This window comes from Streptococcus sp. SM5 (assembly GCF_027497975.1).
Map to the genome: position 1 here is coordinate 15382 of NZ_JAJNSC010000027.1, position 20188 is coordinate 35569.

Genomic DNA, 20188 nt, shown 5'->3' on the forward strand with positions numbered 1-20188 from the left:
TGCACAGTCCTATAAAAAGTAGTATCATAGTGTCGTTTGAAATATCAGGAGGAAACGATGAAAGACTTTCATTTTGACGCTATATCTGCCTTTGAAAATTACGAAATTGAACAAATGAGAGATGGTCACGTTGTGGTGACGACCAAAGTAGTGGACTCGTCTCTCAACTACTATGGCAATGCCCATGGTGGCTATCTCTTTACCCTTTGCGACCAGATCAGTGGTTTGGTGGTCATATCTCTGGGGCTTGATGGAGTGACGCTCCAGTCTTCTATCAACTACCTCAAAGCAGGAAAACTCGACGATGTGCTGACCATTAAAGGAGAATGTGTCCACCAAGGACGCACAACTTGCGTCGTGGATGTCGATATCACCAATCAAGAAGGCAGAAATGTCTGTAAAGCAACCTTTACCATGTTTGTTACAGGCCAAAGGTCAGAAGATAGACAGGTAAGGATATAGATAAACAAAAAAGAGGCTGGTACCTCTTTTTCTTATTTCTTTTTATGATTCAGTACTGCATTGAGGACAATAGCGAGTAGGCTGGCTACGACGATTCCGTTTGAGAAGAACATTTGGAAGGCTGTCGGCATACTAACGAAGAGATTACTGTTGTTGAGTCCGACACCTGCAGCGATGGATACAGCTGCGATAAGGAAGTTATGTTCATTGTTAGCAAAGTCAACACGGGCGAGGATTTGCATCCCTTGAATAGATACAAAACCAAACATCACCAGCATGGCACCACCGAGGACAGAACTCGGAATGATTTGGGCAAGGGCGCCAAACTTAGGAAGGAGTCCAAGGAGAACCAGGAAACCAGCTGCGTAGTAGATTGGCAGGCGAGTCTTGATACCTGATAATTTAACCAAACCAACGTTTTGTGAAAATCCTGTGTACGGGAAGGTGTTAAAGATTCCTCCGAGAAGTACGGCCAAACCTTCTGCGCGGTAACCGTTGCGCAGGCGGGTGCTGTCGATTGGATCTTTTGTGATATCAGACAAGGCTAGATAAACACCAGTCGACTCAACCATAGACACTGTTGCGATGATACACATCATGACAATCGATGAAATTTCAAAGGTTGGCATTCCAAAGTAGAGGGGAGTTGGGACATGGACAAGTGGTGCTGCCGCAACAGGAGAAAAATCAACCAAGCCCATGCTAGCAGCAATGGCAGTTCCAACAACCAGACCAATCAAAATAGAGATAGACTTGATAAATCCTTTAGTAAAGATGTTAATCAAAAGGATAATCAAAACAGTGATAGCTGCAAGCAAGAGACTTTGACCAGTTGGCTCTGGAACGTTATTTCCCATATTTCCAATAGCGACAGGAATCAAGGTTAAACCAATCGTGGTAATAACAGATCCTGTTACGATAGATGGGAAGAGATTGGCTACTTTTGAGAAGATGCCTGACACAAGAACAACGTAAATCCCTGATGCGATAAGGGCACCAAACATAGCACCACTACCACGGCTTTGTCCAATCATAATCAAGGGAGCGACGGATTGGAAGGCAACTCCTAGAACGACTGGGAGTCCAATACCAAAATATTTGTTGAGTTGGAGTTGGAGGAAGGTTGCCACTCCACACATGAAGATATCTGTGGAAATCAGGTAAGTCAACTGCTCAGCTGAATAGCCAAGGGCTGTCGCAATCATGATGGGAACCAGGATAGATCCTGAGTACATGGCTAGTAAGTGCTGCAAGCCAAGAACGGCTGCTTGTGAATGTTTTTCTTGAGTTTGCATTAGAGATCTGCCTCCTTAAATACGACTTGACCATTTTCAAAACGATCCAAACGAGCGAGTGATAGAACAGGGTAGCCTGCTTTTTCAAGCAAATCACGACCATCTTGGAAGGATTTTTCAATCACAATACCGATAGCTTCGACTGTGGCACCAGCTTGTTCGATGATTTGAATCAAGCCTTTGGCAGCTTGGCCATTAGCAAGGAAATCGTCGATAATCAAGACCTTGTCCTCTGGTGAGAGGAATTTTCCAGCGATAGAAACGGTGCTGGTAACCTGCTTGGTAAAGGAGTAAACTTCGGCAGTTAAGATTCCTTCGTTCATAGTGATGTTTTTAGCTTTTTTAGCGAAAATCATGGGAACGTTTAAGGCTTCAGCTGTAAAAATAGCTGGGGCAATGCCTGACGCTTCAATGGTCACAACCTTGGTAATGCCAGCAGCAGCGAATTTTTCCGCAAAAACCATACCAATCTCTCGCATCAAGCTAAAGTCAACTTGGTGGGTTAAAAAGGAATCCACCTTGAGGATGTTATCACCCAAGATATGCCCATCCTTGAGGATGCGCTCTTCTAATAATTTCATAAGACCTCCTAAAGTCTAAAAGCCGGTTTACTTGTTGGTTAACTGTTTCTATAGTGAACCAGTTTGCTAGTACTATGTATTTGATAAAACTAATACGAGCGAAGCGAGTTTTATCAAATATTTCCCGCCGTAGTGGTAGCATAGACAATAATCTTGTTATTGTCTATGACGGGATTTTTGAGACTTTTGGCTCAAAAATTAGGGATGAAATTCCCTGAATTCCTGAAATTATTCACAGGATAATTTCACCTCCCGTCCGCACTAATTAAGGGAAATATTAAAAATATTCAAAAAGGACCTACTTAATCTCTAAGCAAGTCCCAAAATAGGCATGACAAAAAAGACCATACCTTCAAGCTGACTTACTTATTGTTAGGTGTTCCGGCACCTTGTAGAAACGTCGTGCCAATTCACGACATAAACAAGTAAAACGATATTCAATTCTAAATAGGCTTGTGCCAATGTTTTTATTTTACACTAAATAACTTTAGAAATCAAATGTTTTGTCAGTGTTTTGAAATAAAAAACGAACAAAATGAAGAAAAGTGGACGAATTATCAATTATAGACTAACATTTAGAAGTGTTTTTCCATCATAAAAGGGCATATTATTAGGTTTTTAAACACCTGACAATATGCCTTTTTCTAACTTTAAAGACTTTTTCCCAATCTTTATTATTCTACTCGCTAAATCTTAAAAAATAACCATCTGGATCCAAAATCGCAAATTCATGGGGATATATAAAGCTATCTCCTACTCGAAATTCTCTTTTTGTCAGGGGACGATGGATAGGATAGTCAGCTTCCAGCAGTTTTTGGTGGAGCTGAGGAACATCTGCAATGCCAAAGGAAATATTGACACCGCGCCCGAAAGGATAGGTCAGCTGAGCTAATTCTTCTGCGCTGCCTTCTTCTAGCATAAGTTGGCAGTCTTCAAGCGAGAGGAAGAGAAATTTCTCCTCTGGACGCTCGTATTCGACAGAGAATCCCAACAAGTCGCAGTAGAAGTGGCGCGACTGTTCGAGGTCAGATACCACAAATTCAGGAATGACAGCTTGATAGTCCATCGGATTCCTCCTTAAAGTTCAATTTCCATGACAATGGGTGTATGGTCTTGGCGAGCACCTGAGTCAATCATATCAGATTTAGTGACCTTGTCTGCGAGACGGTTACTTGTGAGCCAGTAGTCGATTCTCCAGCCTGTATTGTTGATTTTAGAAGTCTTGCTGCGTTGTGCCCACCAAGTGTAGCGTTCTGGAACATCGCCGTGAATGTGGCGGAAGGTATCAGTAAATCCAGTTGCTAAGAGGTTGGTAAATCCAGCACGTTCTTCGTCAGTAAATCCAGGTGAACGGCGGTTGCTGGCAGGATTTGCAAGGTCGATCTCATTGTGGGCCACGTTGTAGTCACCGGTCGCAAGGACTGGTTTTTCTTTGTCTAGTTGAGCCAAGTACTCAGCATATTTGACATCCCAGACTTGACGTTCTTCCAAGCGTTTGAGACCGTCGCCAGCGTTTGGTGTGTAAACTTGGGTAACGAAAAATTTATCAAATTCTAAGGTTATGATGCGACCTTCCAAGTCCATGGTAGAAGGGGCACCGATTTCTGGGAAAGTGACAGTAGGTGTAAGTTCTTTCTTATAAAGGAACATGGTTCCAGCATAGCCTTTACGAGCAGGCTCTTGGGAAGAACGCCACGTGTTTTCGTAGCCTGGGAAGAGTTCTTCTAAAATTTCCAAGTGTTTCTTTGTAGGCCCTTTGGCAGAAAGCTTGGTTTCTTGGATAGCAATAATATCAGCATTTTCAGCGACCAAGGTTTGTAGGACTTCTTGGGACAATTTGGCACGAGCTGAGTCACTAGTTAGGGCTGCATTGAGGGAATCAATATTCCATGAGATAAGTTTCATAAAGTTACCTTTTTCATTCAGATTATAGATTTTATTATACCAAAAAAAGGTCTATTTCCCCAACGTATGGCTTGAAAAATCACTCTCTTTCGTTTATAATTAAGAATGATTTTATGAAAGGGAGTGAAAATAAATGAAATTTTACTCATATGACTATGTGCTTAGCCAAATCAGTCAACAAAATGGAATCATGATTGGCTTTGGAATTGTTCTCCTAGCTATCACAGGATTTTTTGCCTTTAAGGCCTATCGAGATAAAAAGGGGACTAAGTTTCGGGAATTGGTCATGATTTTGGCCTTGACCTTAGTGGCCATGCTTTTAGTGACAATTTCAAAATACCAGACCAATCAAGCCTCTAACAATCAATTTCAAACCTCCCTTCATTTCATAGAGGTTGTTTCCAAAGACTTGGGAGTGGATAAATCAGAAGTCTATGTCAATACTTCTGCAGCCACTGATGGAGCGCTTGTCAAGGTAGGTTCAAATGTCTATCGTGCCATGAACGGGAGCCAACCAGACAAGTATCTTTTAGAGAAATTAGAATTGCATCAAACAGATGCTATTGAATTGGTGGAGGTAAACAAATGACACTCAATTATATGGAAATTTTAATCAAACTGGCCTTGGGGCTCTTCTCGCTTGTTTTTGTTATCAATGTGACAGGAAAGGGGAACCTAGCACCTAACTCTGCGACAGACCAAATTCAGAACTATGTTCTCGGTGGTATCATCGGTGGGGTGATTTATAATAGTTCAATTAGTATTCTCCAGTATGCAGTGATTTTGATGATGTGGACGATTTTGGTCTTGACCCTCAAGTGGCTCAATAACAATGTTCGTTTTGTGAAACGCTTGATTGATGGTAAACCGACTCTGCTCATCAAAAATGGGCAGATTGACCCAGAAGCCTGTCGTTCAGTTGGTTTGTCTGCGGCAGATGTTGCTCTCAAACTTCGTAGCCAAGGAATTTTCCAGATGAAGCAAGTTAAACGAGCTGTGCAGGAGCAAAATGGCCAACTCATCGTGGTCCAAATGGGAGATGAAAATCCTAAGTATCCAGTTGTGACTGACGGTGTGATCCAAGTAGATGTTTTGGAGTCGATTGGTCGTAGCGAAGAGTGGCTGCTTGATAACCTCAACAAGCAAGGACATGACAATGTAGCTAATATCTTTATCGCTGAGTATGACAAGGGTGCCGTTACAGTCGTAACCTATGAATAAGAAAAACCTGGGGTCTTGGCCTCAGGTTTCTATTTGCAATCAGAAAGGGATTTTATGTCCATTATTCAAAAACTTTGGTGGTTTTTCAAGTTAGAAAAACGCCGTTATCTAGTCGGAATCGTGGCCCTGGTCTTGGTTTCCGTCCTTAATCTCATTCCCCCTATGGTTATGGGGCGGGTCATTGATGCCATCACATCGGAGCAATTAACCCAGCAGGACCTTCTTCTTGACCTATTTTACTTGCTTCTTGCAGCCTTTGGTATGTACTATCTGCGCTATGTTTGGCGTATGTATATCCTCGGGACTTCCTACCGTTTGGGACAGATTATGCGCTCTCGCTTATTTGAACATTTCACAAAAATGTCTCCAGCTTTTTATCAAACCTACCGGACGGGGGACCTGATGGCACACGCAACCAATGATATCAATGCCCTAACGCGTCTGGCAGGGGGTGGGGTTATGTCAGCGGTTGATGCCTCAATCACAGCTTTAGTGACCTTGATGACCATGCTCTTTAGCATTTCGTGGCAAATGACCTTGGTTGCCATTTTATCCTTACCTTTCATGGCTTATGCGACCAGTCGTCTAGGGAGAAAGACCCACAAGGCCTTTGGTGAATCCCAAGCTGCCTTTTCCGAACTCAATAACAAGGTACAGGAGTCGGTATCAGGTATCAAAGTGACCAAGTCTTTCGGTTATCAGTCGGATGAGCTCAAGTCCTTTCAGGCAGTCAATGAATTGACCTTCCAAAAGAACCTGCAAACCATGAAATACGATAGTCTCTTTGACCCCATGGTTCTCTTGTTTGTTGGTTCATCCTATGTCTTAACCCTCTTGGTAGGCTCCTTGATGGTTCAGAAAGGGCAAATCACGGTTGGTAATCTGGTCACCTTTATCAGCTACTTGGATATGCTGGTTTGGCCTCTCATGGCCATCGGCTTTCTCTTTAATATTACTCAGCGAGGGAAGGTTTCCTACCAGCGGATTGAGAATCTTTTGTCTCAGGAATCACCTGTACAAGACCCTGAGTTTCCTCTAGACAGTATTGAAAATGGGCGCTTGCAGTATGCCATTGATAGCTTTGCCTTTGAAAATGAGGAAACACTGACAAATGTTCACTTTAGTTTGGAAAAAGGGCAAACTCTGGGCTTGGTTGGGCAGACAGGTTCTGGTAAAACGTCCTTGATCAAACTCCTCTTGCGTGAATACGATGTGGATAAGGGAGCCATTTATCTAAATGGTTACGATATTCGTGACTATCGTCTGACAGACCTTCGCAGTCTTATGGGCTACGTCCCTCAGGACCAGTTTCTCTTTGCGACCTCTATCTTAGACAATATTCGCTTTGGGAATCCTGATTTACCACTTTCAGCGGTCGAGGAAGCGACTAAGCTAGCCCAAGTTTACCAAGACATTGTAGCCATGCCTCAGGGATTTGATACCTTGATTGGTGAAAAAGGAGTCAGTCTCTCTGGAGGTCAAAAGCAGCGTCTGGCCATGAGTCGGGCGATGATTTTAGACCCTGATATCTTGATTTTGGATGATTCTTTGTCAGCCGTGGATGCCAAGACAGAATATGCCATTATCGACAATCTTAAGGAAACGCGTCAGGACAAGACAACCATTATCACGGCTCATCGCCTCAGTGCAGTTGTCCATGCAGATTTGATTTTAGTCCTGCAAAATGGCCAAATCATCGAACGAGGCAGGCACGAAGACTTGCTAGCTTTGGATGGCTGGTATGCTCAAACCTACCAGTCTCAGCAGCTGGAAATGAAAGGAGAAGAAGATGCAGAATAAACAAGAACAATGGACTGTATTGAAGCGCTTGATGACTTATCTCAAGCCTTATGGACTCCTGACTTTTTTGGCACTTAGTTTTCTACTAGCGACTACGGTCATCAAAAGTGTCATTCCCCTTGTGGCTTCCCACTTTATTGACCAGTATCTCAGCAATCTCAACCAACTCGCTGTGACCGTTTTGCTGGTCTACTATGGCCTTTATATCCTACAAACTCTGGTCCAGTATCTCGGCAATCTTCTCTTTGCGCGCGTGTCTTACAGTATTGTTAGGGATATTCGTAGCGATGCCTTTGCTAATATGGAGAAGCTGGGCATGTCTTATTTTGATAAGACGCCAGCAGGCTCCATCGTCTCTCGTTTGACAAATGACACCGAGACCATCAGCGATATGTTTTCAGGAATTTTATCTAGCTTTATCTCAGCAGTTTTCATCTTTCTGACAACTCTTTATACCATGTTGGTATTGGATTTTCGTTTGACAGCATTAGTATTGCTCTTTCTCCCCTTGATTTTCCTTTTGGTCAATCTCTATCGGAAAAAATCAGTGAAAATCATTGAGAAAACTAGAAGTCTCTTGTCAGATATCAATAGCAAGCTGGCTGAAAACATCGAGGGCATCAGGATTATTCAGGCCTTTAATCAAGAGAAGCGCCTACAGTCAGAATTTGATGAGATTAACCAAGAACACTTGGTCTATGCCAACCGTTCTGTAGCCTTGGATGCCCTCTTTTTGCGCCCTGCCATGAGTTTGTTGAAACTCCTAGGATACGCTGTCTTGATGGCCTATTTTGGTTACCGTGGGCTTTATCTGGGAATAACGGCAGGAACCATGTATGCCTTTATCCAGTACATCAACCGCCTTTTTGACCCCTTGATTGAGGTGACGCAAAACTTTTCAACCCTGCAAACGTCTATGGTTTCTGCAGGCCGTGTATTTGCCTTGATTGACGAGAGGACCTATGAGCCTCTTCAAGAAAATGGTCAGACTGAGGTCAAAGAAGGCAATATCCGTTTTGAACATGTGTGTTTCTCATATGATGGGAAGCATCCGATTCTGGATGATATTTCCTTTTCGGTTAATAAGGGTGAAACCATTGCATTTGTAGGCCATACAGGTTCGGGGAAATCGTCTATTATCAATGTCCTCATGCGCTTTTATGAATTTCAATCAGGGCGAGTTCTCTTGGATGATGTGGATATCAGGAACTACAGTCAGGAAGAACTGAGAAAAAATATCGGGCTGGTCTTGCAGGACCCCTTCCTCTATCATGGAACCATTAAGTCCAATATCGCCATGTACCAAGACATTAGTAATGAGCAGGTTCAGGCTGCTGCAGCCTTCGTGGATGCAGATTCCTTTATTCAGGAGCTTCCGCAGGGTTATGATTCCCCTGTTTCCGAGCGTGGTTCGAGCTTCTCTACTGGTCAGCGTCAGCTTCTTGCCTTTGCTAGAACAGTCGCCAGTCAGCCTAAAATCCTGATTTTGGATGAAGCGACAGCCAATATTGACTCTGAAACAGAAAGTTTGGTTCAAGCTTCTCTGGCGAAGATGAGACAGGGACGGACAACCATTGCCATCGCTCATCGCCTTTCTACCATCCAAGACGCCAACTGCATCTATGTTTTGGACAAGGGGCGCATTATCGAGAGTGGAACCCATGAGCAACTCTTGGCTCTGGGAGGAACCTATCACAAGATGTATAGTTTGCAGGCGGGTGCCATGTCTTAATACTCTTTGAAAATCTATTCAAGCCATGTCAGCTTTATCTGCAATCTCAATGCTGTACATTGATTTTCATTGAGTGTAAGAAGGAAATACTTCAAAATACAGATTTCTTTCACCGCCTTTTCCATTTTGTGGTATAATGAAAAATGTTGACAAATAGCATAATAAAAACAAAGGAGAAACAGCATGCTGAAATGGGAAGACTTGCCCGTGGAAATGAAATCAAGCGAGGTTGAGTCTTACTACCAGCTTGTCTCTAAAAGGAAGGGTTCGCTGATTTTCAAGCGTTGTTTGGACTGGTTTTTGGCCTTGGTTGTACTGGTTTTGACCTCTCCCATCTTTCTCATTTTGAGCATTTGGATCAAGTTGGATAGCAAGGGGCCAGTGATTTACAAGCAAGAACGAGTGACCCAGTATAACCGTCGGTTCAAGATTTGGAAGTTCCGTACCATGGTAACGGATGCGGATAAAAAAGGGAGTCTGGTGACTTCTGCTAACGATAGCCGCATTACCAAGGTTGGAAATTTCATCCGCCGTGTGCGTTTGGACGAACTGCCTCAGCTGGTCAATGTCCTTAAAGGTGAGATGTCATTTGTAGGGACGCGTCCTGAAGTGCCTCGTTACACAGAGCAGTATAGCCCTGAAATGATGGCGACCTTGCTCTTACCAGCAGGGATTACCTCTCCAGCCAGCATCAACTACAAGGATGAGGACACTATCATCAGTCAAATGACGGAGAAAGGTTTATCAGTTGACCAAGCCTATGTCGAACATGTCCTTCCTGAAAAGATGCGCTATAACCTCGCCTATCTTCAAGAGTTTAGTTTCCTTGGAGACATCAAAATCATGTTTCAAACCGTGTTTGAAGTGCTAAAATAAAGTAGTCATGAGAAAATGAGTACAGATAAAAGGAGCAAATCAATGCCAAATTACAATATTCCATTTTCACCACCCGATATTACGGAAGCAGAAATTGCTGAAGTAGCGGATACCCTGCGTTCTGGTTGGATCACAACAGGTCCTAAGACAAAAGAATTGGAGCGCCGTTTGTCCCAATACACACAGACGCCCAAGACTGTCTGTCTTAACTCTGCGACTGCCGCTCTTGAGTTGATTTTACGCGTCTTGGAAGTGGGACCTGGTGATGAAGTCATCGTTCCAGCCATGACCTATACAGCTTCATGTAGTGTCATCACTCACGTGGGAGCAACTCCTGTCATGGTGGATATCCAAGCAGATACGTTTGAGATGGACTATGACCTGCTGGAGCAAGCTATCACTGAAAAGACCAAGGTGATCATCCCAGTAGAGCTTGCAGGGATTGTTTGCGACTACGACCGTTTGTTCCAAGTTGTGGAGAAGAAACGTGATCTCTTTACCGCTTCAAGCAAGTGGCAAAAAGCCTTTAACCGTATCGTGATTGTTTCTGATAGTGCCCATGCTTTGGGATCTACTTATAAAGGGCAACCAGCTGGTTCTATCGCTGACTTTACTTCCTTCTCATTCCACGCCGTTAAGAACTTTACAACTGCAGAAGGTGGAAGTGCCACTTGGAAAGCCAATCCAGCGATTGACGACGAAGAGATGTACAAGGAATTCCAAATTCTTTCCCTTCACGGGCAAACTAAGGATGCTCTTGCCAAGATGCAACTGGGTTCATGGGAATACGATATCGTCACACCAGCCTACAAGTGTAATATGACCGATATTATGGCTTCCCTTGGTTTGGTACAATTGGACCGCTACCCAAGTTTGCTAGAACGTCGTAAGGAGATCGTGAACCGCTATGATCGTGGTTTTGCAGGTTCTCGTATCCATCCATTGGCACACAAGACTGAAACTGTCGAATCTTCACGCCACCTCTACATCACCCATGTAGAAGGAGCGAGTTTAGAAGAACGCAATCTTATTATCCAAGAATTAGCTAAAGCAGGAATTGCAAGCAATGTCCACTACAAACCGCTTCCGCTCTTGACAGCCTATAAGAATCTTGGTTTTGATATGGCGAACTATCCTAAGGCTTATGCCTTCTTTGAAAATGAAATTACGCTCCCTCTTCACACTAAATTAAGCGATGAAGAAGTGGACTATATCATTGAGACTTTCAAAACAGTTTCTGAAAAAGTACTAGCTTCATCAAAAAAATTGTAAAAAAGTCTTGACAAAGAAAAAACAAAGTATTAAAATAAGTTCAACAAATCAGAAAAGTAACTATTTTTGATCTTCAGGGAGCCTGTGGTCATTGTGAACAGGTGGTTGGAAGTAGTGAAAGTGGGCTGATTTTAAAAATGAATTTGAAACAATGAAAATTCGGTGCGCACACCTTACAGTGCAACTTGTTGTTAGACAAGGCAGAGATGTAAAGGGATAGTCCCTTTATAATTGAGGTGGCACCGCGTTACCAACGCCCTCACACAGATGGTTTTCTGTGTGTGGGCTTTTTTCATATCTTGAAATCAATACTGAAAGAGGAAAATTTTATGACAACTAAAGGTTATTTTGGACAATTTGGTGGTAGTTTTGTACCGGAGCCGATTCAGGCTTTGTTGGATGAGTTGGAAGTGACATTTGACAAATACAAGGATGATCCAGAATTTTTGGCAGAATTTCGCCATTACTTGAAGGATTATTCAGGTCGCGAAACACCGCTCTATTTTGCAGAAAGTTTGACAGAGCACCTAGGTGGAGCTAAGATTTATCTCAAACGTGAAGACCTTAACCACCTTGGTTCTCACAAGCTCAACAATGTTTTAGGACAAATTCTTTTGGCCAAACGTATGGGCAAAAAACGAGTAATCGCAGAAACAGGAGCTGGTCAGCACGGTGTTGCGACAGCAGCGGCTGCAGCCAAGTTTGGTATGGCCTGTGATGTCTACATGGGGGCAGAGGATGTGGAGCGTCAACGTCTCAATGTTTTCCGTATGGAGATGATGGGAGCAACTGTTCACGCAGTTGAAACAGGGACTCGTACCCTCAAAGATGCGGTTGATGCAGCCTTTGGAGCATGGATGAATGACCTTGAAGCCTTCTATGTTCTGGGATCTGCTGTAGGTCCTCACCCTTATCCTACAATTGTCCACGAGTTCCAAAAGGTCATCAGTGAAGAATCTCGCCGTCAAATCTTAGAAAAAGAAGGACGCTTACCAGACTACGTTATTGCTTGTGTAGGTGGTGGTTCCAATGCCATCGGTGCTTTTTCTCAGTATGTGGCTGATGAAGAAGTTAAATTGGTTGGGGTCGAAGCTGCTGGACATGGACTTGACACAGACAAGCACGCAGCTACTATGACAAAAGGTAGTATCGGAATTGTCGACGGCATGAAGACTTATGCAGTCTTTAAGGAAGACGGAGAGTTGGCTCCAGTTTACTCTATCTCAGCTGGATTGGACTATCCAGGGGTTGGCCCAGAACACGCCTACTTTAAAGATTCAGGTCGCGTGGAATATGTGGCTGCGACAGACGAAGAAGCTGTTCAGGCTCTCCTCCTTCTCAGCAAGACTGAAGGAATTATCCCAGCGATTGAAAGTTCGCATGCTATCGCAGAAGCAGTTAAACGTGCACCGAAACTAAGTAAAGACGACATTATCATCATCAATGTCTCTGGTCGTGGAGACAAGGACGTAGCTGCGATTGCAGACTACCTAGAAGCTAAAAAATAAAAGATGGAAAAATTACAGTCTTTTCTCTCACAGAGAGCTTGTGGTTGCTGGAAACAAGCAGAGAAAACTGTAAGGTTGGGTCCATCTGAAACAAGAGAAAAAAACATAATTCTCAAGGGAGTGCCCTTTATCGCACAGCCTGTTACAGGAGGTTTCTGAGACAGGAATGAGAGATAGGAAAAATCCTATAATTGAGGTGGCACCGCGAATTTCGTCCTCACGCAAGTTATTTTGCGTGGGGATTTTTATATGTCTATTATAGGTTCAGCTGTTTAGTTTTAAATTATTGTTCATTATTAAATAGATTGATACAAAAAATTTGCGAACGAAGTGAGCTTTTAAAAGATATTTCCCGCCATAGTGGTATCCTATAGAAGCAAATATGCTTCTATAGGACGGAATTTTTGAGAGTAAAATAGTTCGGGGAACTATTTTAGCCTGAGCCTAGAAATGAATGAGCGAGGAGCTCAAAAATTAGGTCTTTCATTTCATGGATTTCTAAAATCATCCACTGGATAATTTTACCTCCCGTCCGCACTATTTAAGGGAAATAGAAAAAGATAAAAAATTAAAAAAAGGAACTGAAAGGGAAATTACAATGGAACGAATCATTCATGGAGATGTCTTATCGCCAATCTTGGCTTATATGCGCCTAAAGGGGCAACACAAGGTTATCTTAGAGAGTATTCCGAGAGACAAGGAAACCGCTCGTTTTTCTATCCTAGCCTATAATCCAGTTTTTGAGATTAAGTTTGAAAATGGAGTCCTTTATCAAAATGGTCAAGTGATTGATCGGGATCCTTTGGATTTCCTTTATGAAGTGACTCATAAGAGCCAGCACCATTCAGACCTACCTTTTGGTGGGGGAGCCATTGGTTTTGTGGGTTACGATATGATTTCTCTTTATGAAGAAATCGGTCAAATCCCTGAGGATACAATTGGAACGCCAGATATGCATTTCTTTGTTTATGAGAGCTACATGGTTTTTGACCACAAGAAGGAAAAAATCCATGTTATCGAGGATGCTCTTTATAGCAATCGCAGTCAAGAAGACTTGGAAAAAGCCTTGAACCAAGTGCTGGAGGAATTACGCATCCCTGCTCCAAATGAATTTGAAGACTTGGATTTATCTCCGCTGGACTTCAAACCCCATATTGCTCCTCAGAAGTTTGAGGAAATGGTGGAAACCGCTCGCGACTTGATTCGTAATGGAGATATGTTCCAATGCGTGCTCAGTCAGCGCTTCTCAGCAGAAGTTACTGGAAATCCATTTGACTTCTACAGAAATCTTCGCGTGACCAATCCATCTAATTATCTCTATTTCTATGATTTTGGGGATTATCAAATCATTGGAGCAAGTCCTGAAAGTTTGGTTTCCGTTAAAAATGGCATCGTGACAACCAATCCGATTGCGGGTACACGACCAAGAGGAGCTACGGAAGAAGAGGACAAGGCTTTGGCGACAGACCTGCTTTCTGATGAGAAGGAAACAGCAGAGCATCGAATGTTAGTAGACTTGGGTCGTAACGATATTGGCCGCATCTCTGAAACAGCCAGTGTCCAAGTCACTAAGTATATGGAAGTGGAGCTTTTCCGTTATGTCATGCATTTGACCAGTGTGGTCAAGGGGCGTTTGCTTCCAGAACTCACTGCTATGGATGCCTTGAAAGCAACACTTCCTGCTGGAACTGTTTCTGGAGCACCAAAAATTCGCGCGATGAGACGCATCTATGAACTGGAAACAGAAAAACGGGGCGTATACGCAGGAGCAATCGGCTACTTGTCTGCGACGGGTGATATGGATTTCGCCATTGCCATCCGAACTATGATTCTCAAAAATCAAACAGCCTATGTGCAGGCTGGGGCAGGGATTGTCTACGACTCTATCGCCCAAAACGAATACCAAGAAACCATTAACAAGGCTAAATCTATGACTAGAATTGGAGAACTAAGACCATGATTTTATTGATTGACAACTATGATTCTTTTACCTATAACTTGGCTCAATACATTGGGAATTTTGCGGAAGTACAAGTCTTGAGAAATGATGATCCCAAGCTGTATGAAGAAGCTGAAAAAGCAGATGGTCTGGTCTTTTCTCCAGGTCCTGGTTGGCCGGTTGATGCTGGTAAGATGGAAGACATGATTCGTGACTTTGCCGGCAAAAAGCCGATTCTTGGAATTTGTTTGGGTCACCAGGCCATCGCAGAAGTCTTTGGTGGTAAGCTAGGCTTGGCTCCAAAAGTCATGCATGGGAAACAGAGTAATATCAGCTTTGAAGCGCCATCTGTTTTGTATCAAGGTATCGAGGATGGCCGTGCGGTCATGCGTTACCACAGTATTTTGATTGAAGAAATGCCAAAAGACTTTGAGGTGACAGCTCGTTCGACTGATGATCAAGCTATCATGGGAATTCAACACAAAAACCTACCAATTTATGGCTTCCAGTACCATCCAGAGAGTATTGGAACGCCAGACGGCTTGTCTTCTATTCGGAATTTTATCGAGAAGGTTGTAAAGTGAGGAAACTAGGATGAAAGAGATTATTGAAAAACTAGCAAAATTTGAAAATTTATCAGGTGTGGAAATGACGGATGTCATCGAGCGTATCGTAACTGGGCGTGTAACGGAGGCGCAGATTGCTTCTCTCCTTTTGGCTCTTAAGATGAAGGGGGAAACACCTGAAGAACGCACAGCCATTGCCCAAGTCATGAGAGGGCATGCCCAACATATTCCAACTGAAATTCATGATGCCATGGACAACTGTGGTACAGGTGGGGACAAGTCTTTCAGTTTTAATATTTCCACAACTGCAGCCTTTGTCTTGGCTGGTGGTGGTGTTCACATGGCCAAGCATGGTAACCGCTCGATTTCTTCTAAATCTGGTTCTGCAGATGTTCTCGAAGCCTTGGGAATCAACCTGGATCTCAAACCAGCTGAACTAGGTAAGGTTTTTGATAAAACTGGCATCGTCTTTCTCTTTGCAAAAAATATGCATCCAGCTATGAAATACATCATGCCAGCTCGTTTGGAACTAGGAATTCCAACAATCATGAACTTGACTGGTCCTCTGATTCACCCAATGGCTTTGGAAACACAGCTTCTTGGTATTAGTCGTCCAGAACTTCTAGAAAGTACAGCTCAGGTTTTGAAAAATATGGGTCGCAAACGTGCCATCGTTGTTGCTGGACCAGAAGGATTGGACGAAGCTGGTTTGAATGGAACAACCAAAATTGCACTTCTTGAAAATGGCGAAATCACCTTATCAAGCTTTACTCCGGAGGATTTAGGGATGGAGCGCTACGCTATCGAAGATATTCGTGGAGGCAATGCTCAGGAAAATGCAGAAATTTTGCTCAGCGTTCTTAAAAATGAACCAAGTCCATTCTTGGAAACTACAGTTTTAAATGCTGGTCTTGGTTTCTATGCTAATGGTAAAGTAGCTAGTATCAAGGAAGGAGTTGCCTTAGCTCGTCAAGTCATTGCTGGTGGCAAGGCCTTTGAAAAACTCAGACTGTTACAGGAGTACCAAAAATGAGTCAGGAATTTTTAGCACGAATTTTGGAGCAGAAGGCGCGTGAGGTTGAGCAGATGAAGTTGGAGGAAATCCAGCCCCTGCGCCAGACCTATCGCTTGGCAGAATTTTTGAAGAATCACCAGGACCGTTTACAGGTAATTGCTGAAGTCAAGAAAGCTAGCCCTAGTCTGGGAGATATCAATCTAGATGTGGATATTGTGCAACAAGCCCAGACTTATGAAGCGAACGGAGCAGTGATGATTTCTGTTCTGACAGATGAAGTTTTCTTTAAAGGACATTTGGATTATCTACGGGAGATTTCCAGTCAGGTACAGATTCCGACCCTCAACAAGGATTTTATCATTGATGAAAAGCAAATTATCCGCGCTCGCAATGCAGGTGCAACAGTCATCCTGCTCATTGTGGCCGCCTTGTCAGAAGAACGCCTCAAGGAACTGTATGACTACGCGACAGAGCTTAGTCTGGAGGTTTTAGTGGAAACTCACAATCTAGCTGAACTAGAAGTGGCTCACAGACTTGGTGCCCAGATTATCGGGGTCAATAATCGTAATTTGACCACCTTTGAAGTTGACTTGCAGACCAGTGTAGATTTGGCTAAACATTTCAAAAATGATTGCTTGTACATTTCTGAATCTGCCATTTTCACAGGGCAGGATGCAGAGCGAGTAGCACCATACTTTAACGGAATTTTAGTAGGGACAGCTCTCATGCAGGCAGAAGATGTAGCCCAGAGAATCAAGGAGTTGCAGATTGACAAAGGTTAAAATTTGCGGATTATCGACAAAGGAAGCGGTGGAAACAGCCGTTTCAGCAGGGGCGGACTACATCGGTTTTGTCTTGGCACCTAGTAAAAGACAGGTGACCTTGGATCAGGCTGCTGAATTGGCAAAGTTCATTCCTTCAGACGTCAAAAAGGTTGGTGTATTTGTTTCACCAAGTCGGGCAGAACTGCTAGAAGCGATTGACAAAGCTGGCTTGGATTTGGTTCAAGTTCACGGTCAGGTAGCGGATGATTTGTTTGAGGACCTGCCCTGTGCTAGTATTCAGGCTGTTCAGGTGGATGGCGAGGGTCATGTGCCCAATTCTCAAGCAGATTATCTACTCTTTGATGCTCCTGTGGCAGGAAGTGGCCAGACCTTTGACTGGGGTCAACTAGATACGACAGAACTAGCTCAGCCCTTCTTTATCGCAGGTGGGCTTAATGAAGAAAATGTAGCAAAAGCAATTCAACACTTTACTCCCTATGCAGTCGATGTATCGAGCGGAGTGGAGACAGATGGACAAAAAGATCAGGAAAAGATTAGAAGATTTATAGAGAGGGCAAAGAATGGCATATCAAGAACCAAATAAAGATGGATTTTACGGAAAATTCGGAGGACGTTTCGTCCCAGAAACATTGATGACAGCAGTTTTGGAGTTGGAGAAGGCTTATCGTGAAAGTCAGGCAGACCCAAGTTTCCAAGAGGAATTAAATCAACTTTTGCGCCAGTACGTAGGACGTGAAACTCCTCTTTACTACGCAAAAAATTTGACCCAGCATATCGGCGGAGCCAAGATTTATCTCAAACGGGAAGACCTTAACCATACAGGAGCCCACAAGATTAACAATGCCTTGGGACAAGTTTTGCTTGCCAAACGCATGGGTAAAAAGAAAATTATCGCAGAAACAGGTGCTGGTCAGCACGGTGTGGCAACTGCAACAGCTGCAGCCCTCTTTAACATGGAATGTACTATCTATATGGGTGAAGAGGATGTTAAACGCCAAGCCCTTAATGTGTTCCGTATGGAGCTTTTGGGAGCAAAGGTTGAGTCAGTGACAGATGGTTCGCGCGTGCTCAAGGATGCGGTCAATGCAGCTCTTCGTTCATGGGTGGCTAATATCGATGATACCCACTATATCCTTGGTTCTGCCTTGGGGCCTCACCCATTCCCAGAAATCGTCCGTGACTTCCAAAGTGTCATCGGTAGGGAAGCCAAACAACAGTACCGTGACTTGACAGGTCAAGATTTACCAGATGCTCTAGTAGCCTGTGTTGGTGGTGGGTCGAATGCTATCGGGCTCTTCCATCCATTTGTAGAAGATGAGTCAGTAGCCATGTATGGGGCTGAAGCAGCTGGACTTGGTGTAGACACAGAGCACCACGCAGCTACCTTGACCAAGGGTCGTCCGGGTGTCCTTCACGGTTCCCTCATGGATGTGCTCCAAGATGCCCATGGTCAAATTCTTGAAGCCTTCTCTATCTCAGCAGGTTTGGACTATCCTGGTATCGGTCCAGAACATTCTCACTACCACGATATTAAACGTGCCAGCTATGTCCCTGTGACAGACGAAGAAGCCTTGGAAGGATTCCAGCTCTTGTCTCGTGTGGAAGGGATTATTCCAGCCTTGGAATCTAGTCATGCTATCGCCTTTGCGGTGAAATTGGCCAAAGAACTTGGACCAGACAAGTCCATGATTGTCTGTCTATCAGGTCGTGGGGACAAGGATGTGGTTCAAGTCAAAGACCGCTTGGAAGCAGATGCAGCAAAGAAGGGAGAAGCTCATGCCTAAGACACTAACAGAAAAATTAAACGCTATAAAAGCAGCTGGAAAAGGAATTTTCGTTCCCTATATCATGGCTGGAGACCATGAGAAAGGTTTGGATGGACTCGGAGAAACAATTCACTTTTTAGAAGATTTGGGTGTTTCGGCTATTGAAGTTGGTATTCCCTTTTCAGACCCTGTTGCAGATGGACCTGTTATCGAAGAAGCTGGCTTGCGCAGTTTAGCCCACGGGACCTCTACCCAGGCTTTGGTTGAAACATTGAAAACCATTGAAACAGAGGTTCCACTTGTCATCATGACCTACTTCAACCCCCTCTTTCAGTACGGTGTGGAGAACTTTGTCAAAGATTTGGCAGATACAGCGGTTAAGGGCTTGATCATTCCAGACCTTCCTCATGAGCATGCCAATTTTGTGGAGCCTTATTTGGCAGATACAGACATCGCTTTGATTCCCCTAGTTAGTTTGACAACAGGACTTGAGCGTCAAAAAGAGTTGATTGAAGGAGCAGAAGGTTTTGTCTATGCCGTTGCCATCAATGGGGTGACAGGGAAGTCAGGCAATTACCGTGCAGACTTGGACAAGCACTTGGCACAATTGCATCAAGTAGCTGACATCCCAGTCTTGACAGGTTTTGGTGTGTCTAGTCAAGCTGATGTAGAACGTTTCAATGCAGTGTCAGATGGCGTTATCGTCGGTTCAAAAATTGTAAAAGCTCTCCACCAAGGAGAGCCGATTGAGGACTTTATCAAACAAGCAGTAGCTTACCAAAAATAATCACACAAGTAGCAAGTAAGAGGAAAGGCACAAAAGGAAGTCTTTCCTTTTTCTTTTGTAGGAGAAAGGCTAGAATTCCCATCGCAGAAGCAGACTGAATCAAGATCAGTAACTCCGTTACACTAAAGACGAGAGCGCAAGAAGCTAAAAAGAGGAAATCCCCTGCGCCCATGCGAATATTGATAAAATGAGCCATGATTCCTAGGACAAGGAAGAAGAACATAACAAGATTCCAGCCAGAGCAGGCCATGAGGATTAGGTGGAAAGTCACCCAGACCAGTAAGGGATATTCCTGATGACAAAAGTCGTAGACGCCCAAGGTCAAGCCAGCAGTGATTAGGATGACTTGACTCACGGGAAGCCAGCCCCAAGACCAAGCTAGAAAGAGGAGTCCTAAGCCCAATTCAAAAAGGGCATACCAGACAGGATAGTGAGCCTTGCAGTAGCGACAGCGAAAGCGATTGAAGACCTGCGAGAGGATAGGAATCAAATCTAAGGGACGCAAGCGAGTCTGACAAGAATCACAGTGACTAGCTGGTCGGATAATGGATTGCTCAGGAAAACGGTCAATGACCAAACCAAGAAAGGAAGCGAGAATGCTCCCGACAAGAAAAAAATAAAAATCAATCATACTTATCTATTCGTAAAAAATGGAAGAAGTAGTATAATGGAGAACAT

The 20188-nt window shown here is 43.7% G+C and carries 20 protein-coding genes, 1 riboswitch and 2 other annotated features; of the genes, 15 read left to right on the forward strand and 5 right to left on the reverse strand.

Annotated elements, in window-relative coordinates; genetic code table 11:
* Window positions 1-57: 57 nt before the first annotated feature.
* On the forward strand, window positions 58-462 hold the full coding sequence (locus tag PAN07_RS15080; RefSeq protein WP_000651223.1) for a PaaI family thioesterase: 405 nt from the start codon (window positions 58-60) through the stop codon (window positions 460-462).
* A 32-nt stretch (window positions 463-494) separates the two neighbouring features.
* On the opposite strand, the gene PAN07_RS15085 is transcribed toward PAN07_RS15080, so the two are convergent.
* From PAN07_RS15085 to PAN07_RS15100, 4 genes are all read right to left on the reverse strand, one after another.
* Window positions 495-1757 (reverse strand): nucleobase:cation symporter-2 family protein, encoded by a 1263-nt coding sequence (locus tag PAN07_RS15085; RefSeq protein ID WP_203176729.1) that lies wholly within the window; start codon window positions 1755-1757, stop codon window positions 495-497.
* Entirely contained in the window at window positions 1757-2338 is a 582-nt protein-coding gene (locus tag PAN07_RS15090) for a xanthine phosphoribosyltransferase (RefSeq protein WP_261099512.1), read from the reverse strand. Before PAN07_RS15090 ends, PAN07_RS15085 begins: the two co-directional genes overlap by 1 nt.
* A gap of 349 nt (window positions 2339-2687) precedes the next feature.
* Window positions 2688-2783, reverse strand: a riboswitch (purine riboswitch).
* Window positions 2784-3017: 234 nt separating this feature from the next.
* Entirely contained in the window at window positions 3018-3404 is a 387-nt protein-coding gene (locus PAN07_RS15095; protein ID WP_261266231.1) for a VOC family protein, read from the reverse strand.
* A gap of 11 nt (window positions 3405-3415) precedes the next feature.
* On the reverse strand, window positions 3416-4243 hold the full coding sequence (locus tag PAN07_RS15100) for an exodeoxyribonuclease III (RefSeq protein WP_172922997.1): 828 nt from the start codon (window positions 4241-4243) through the stop codon (window positions 3416-3418).
* A 133-nt stretch (window positions 4244-4376) separates the two neighbouring features.
* Here PAN07_RS15100 and PAN07_RS15105 point away from each other — a divergent pair, with 133 nt between their 5' ends.
* The 14 genes from PAN07_RS15105 (at window position 4377) to trpA (ending at window position 19510) form a co-directional block, all read left to right on the forward strand.
* Complete coding sequence (locus PAN07_RS15105; RefSeq protein WP_020900359.1) at window positions 4377-4832, forward strand: DUF3290 family protein; 456 nt, start codon at window positions 4377-4379, stop codon at window positions 4830-4832.
* Window positions 4829-5464 carry a DUF421 domain-containing protein gene (locus tag PAN07_RS15110; protein ID WP_000174447.1) on the forward strand — a complete coding sequence of 212 codons (636 nt, stop codon included), beginning with the start codon at window positions 4829-4831 and terminating at the stop codon, window positions 5462-5464. Before PAN07_RS15105 ends, PAN07_RS15110 begins: the two co-directional genes overlap by 4 nt.
* Before the next feature lie 54 nt (window positions 5465-5518).
* Entirely contained in the window at window positions 5519-7264 is a 1746-nt protein-coding gene (locus PAN07_RS15115; protein WP_261266230.1) for an ABC transporter transmembrane domain-containing protein, read from the forward strand.
* Window positions 7254-8996 (forward strand): ABC transporter ATP-binding protein, encoded by a 1743-nt coding sequence (locus PAN07_RS15120; protein ID WP_269798234.1) that lies wholly within the window; start codon window positions 7254-7256, stop codon window positions 8994-8996. The genes PAN07_RS15115 and PAN07_RS15120 overlap by 11 nt, the downstream gene beginning before the upstream one ends.
* Before the next feature lie 183 nt (window positions 8997-9179).
* Complete coding sequence (locus tag PAN07_RS15125; RefSeq protein WP_269798235.1) at window positions 9180-9872, forward strand: sugar transferase; 693 nt, start codon at window positions 9180-9182, stop codon at window positions 9870-9872.
* A 42-nt stretch (window positions 9873-9914) separates the two neighbouring features.
* Complete coding sequence (locus tag PAN07_RS15130) at window positions 9915-11144, forward strand: DegT/DnrJ/EryC1/StrS aminotransferase family protein (protein ID WP_020903539.1); 1230 nt, start codon at window positions 9915-9917, stop codon at window positions 11142-11144.
* 34 nt (window positions 11145-11178) lie between these two features.
* Window positions 11179-11408: a binding site (T-box leader), on the forward strand.
* A 65-nt stretch (window positions 11409-11473) separates the two neighbouring features.
* Entirely contained in the window at window positions 11474-12652 is a 1179-nt protein-coding gene (trpB, locus tag PAN07_RS15135; protein ID WP_004262199.1) for a tryptophan synthase subunit beta, read from the forward strand.
* Window positions 12649-12874, forward strand: a binding site (T-box leader). (Overlaps the previous gene by 4 nt.)
* 376 nt (window positions 12875-13250) lie before the next feature.
* Window positions 13251-14612 (forward strand): anthranilate synthase component I, encoded by a 1362-nt coding sequence (gene trpE, locus PAN07_RS15140; protein ID WP_269798236.1) that lies wholly within the window; start codon window positions 13251-13253, stop codon window positions 14610-14612.
* Window positions 14609-15175: an aminodeoxychorismate/anthranilate synthase component II gene (locus tag PAN07_RS15145; RefSeq protein ID WP_269798237.1), complete on the forward strand. Its 567-nt coding sequence runs from the start codon at window positions 14609-14611 to the stop codon at window positions 15173-15175. Before trpE ends, PAN07_RS15145 begins: the two co-directional genes overlap by 4 nt.
* Before the next feature lie 10 nt (window positions 15176-15185).
* Window positions 15186-16190 carry an anthranilate phosphoribosyltransferase gene (gene trpD / locus PAN07_RS15150; protein ID WP_042750576.1) on the forward strand — a complete coding sequence of 335 codons (1005 nt, stop codon included), beginning with the start codon at window positions 15186-15188 and terminating at the stop codon, window positions 16188-16190.
* Window positions 16187-16954, forward strand: a complete 768-nt coding sequence (gene trpC / locus PAN07_RS15155) for an indole-3-glycerol phosphate synthase TrpC (protein WP_265487062.1) — start codon at window positions 16187-16189, stop codon at window positions 16952-16954. The genes trpD and trpC overlap by 4 nt, the downstream gene beginning before the upstream one ends.
* On the forward strand, window positions 16941-17540 hold the full coding sequence (locus PAN07_RS15160) for a phosphoribosylanthranilate isomerase (RefSeq protein ID WP_237447352.1): 600 nt from the start codon (window positions 16941-16943) through the stop codon (window positions 17538-17540). The genes trpC and PAN07_RS15160 overlap by 14 nt, the downstream gene beginning before the upstream one ends.
* Window positions 17518-18741 carry a tryptophan synthase subunit beta gene (gene trpB, locus PAN07_RS15165; protein WP_269798238.1) on the forward strand — a complete coding sequence of 408 codons (1224 nt, stop codon included), beginning with the start codon at window positions 17518-17520 and terminating at the stop codon, window positions 18739-18741. The genes PAN07_RS15160 and trpB (PAN07_RS15165) overlap by 23 nt, the downstream gene beginning before the upstream one ends.
* Window positions 18734-19510 carry a tryptophan synthase subunit alpha gene (gene trpA / locus PAN07_RS15170; protein WP_269798239.1) on the forward strand — a complete coding sequence of 259 codons (777 nt, stop codon included), beginning with the start codon at window positions 18734-18736 and terminating at the stop codon, window positions 19508-19510. Before trpB (PAN07_RS15165) ends, trpA begins: the two co-directional genes overlap by 8 nt.
* Here the strand turns inward: trpA and PAN07_RS15175 are convergent.
* On the reverse strand, window positions 19482-20141 hold the full coding sequence (locus tag PAN07_RS15175; RefSeq protein WP_269798240.1) for an A24 family peptidase: 660 nt from the start codon (window positions 20139-20141) through the stop codon (window positions 19482-19484). The two genes, trpA and PAN07_RS15175, sit on opposite strands and share 29 nt — an antisense overlap.
* Between the last annotated feature and the right edge of the window lie 47 nt (window positions 20142-20188).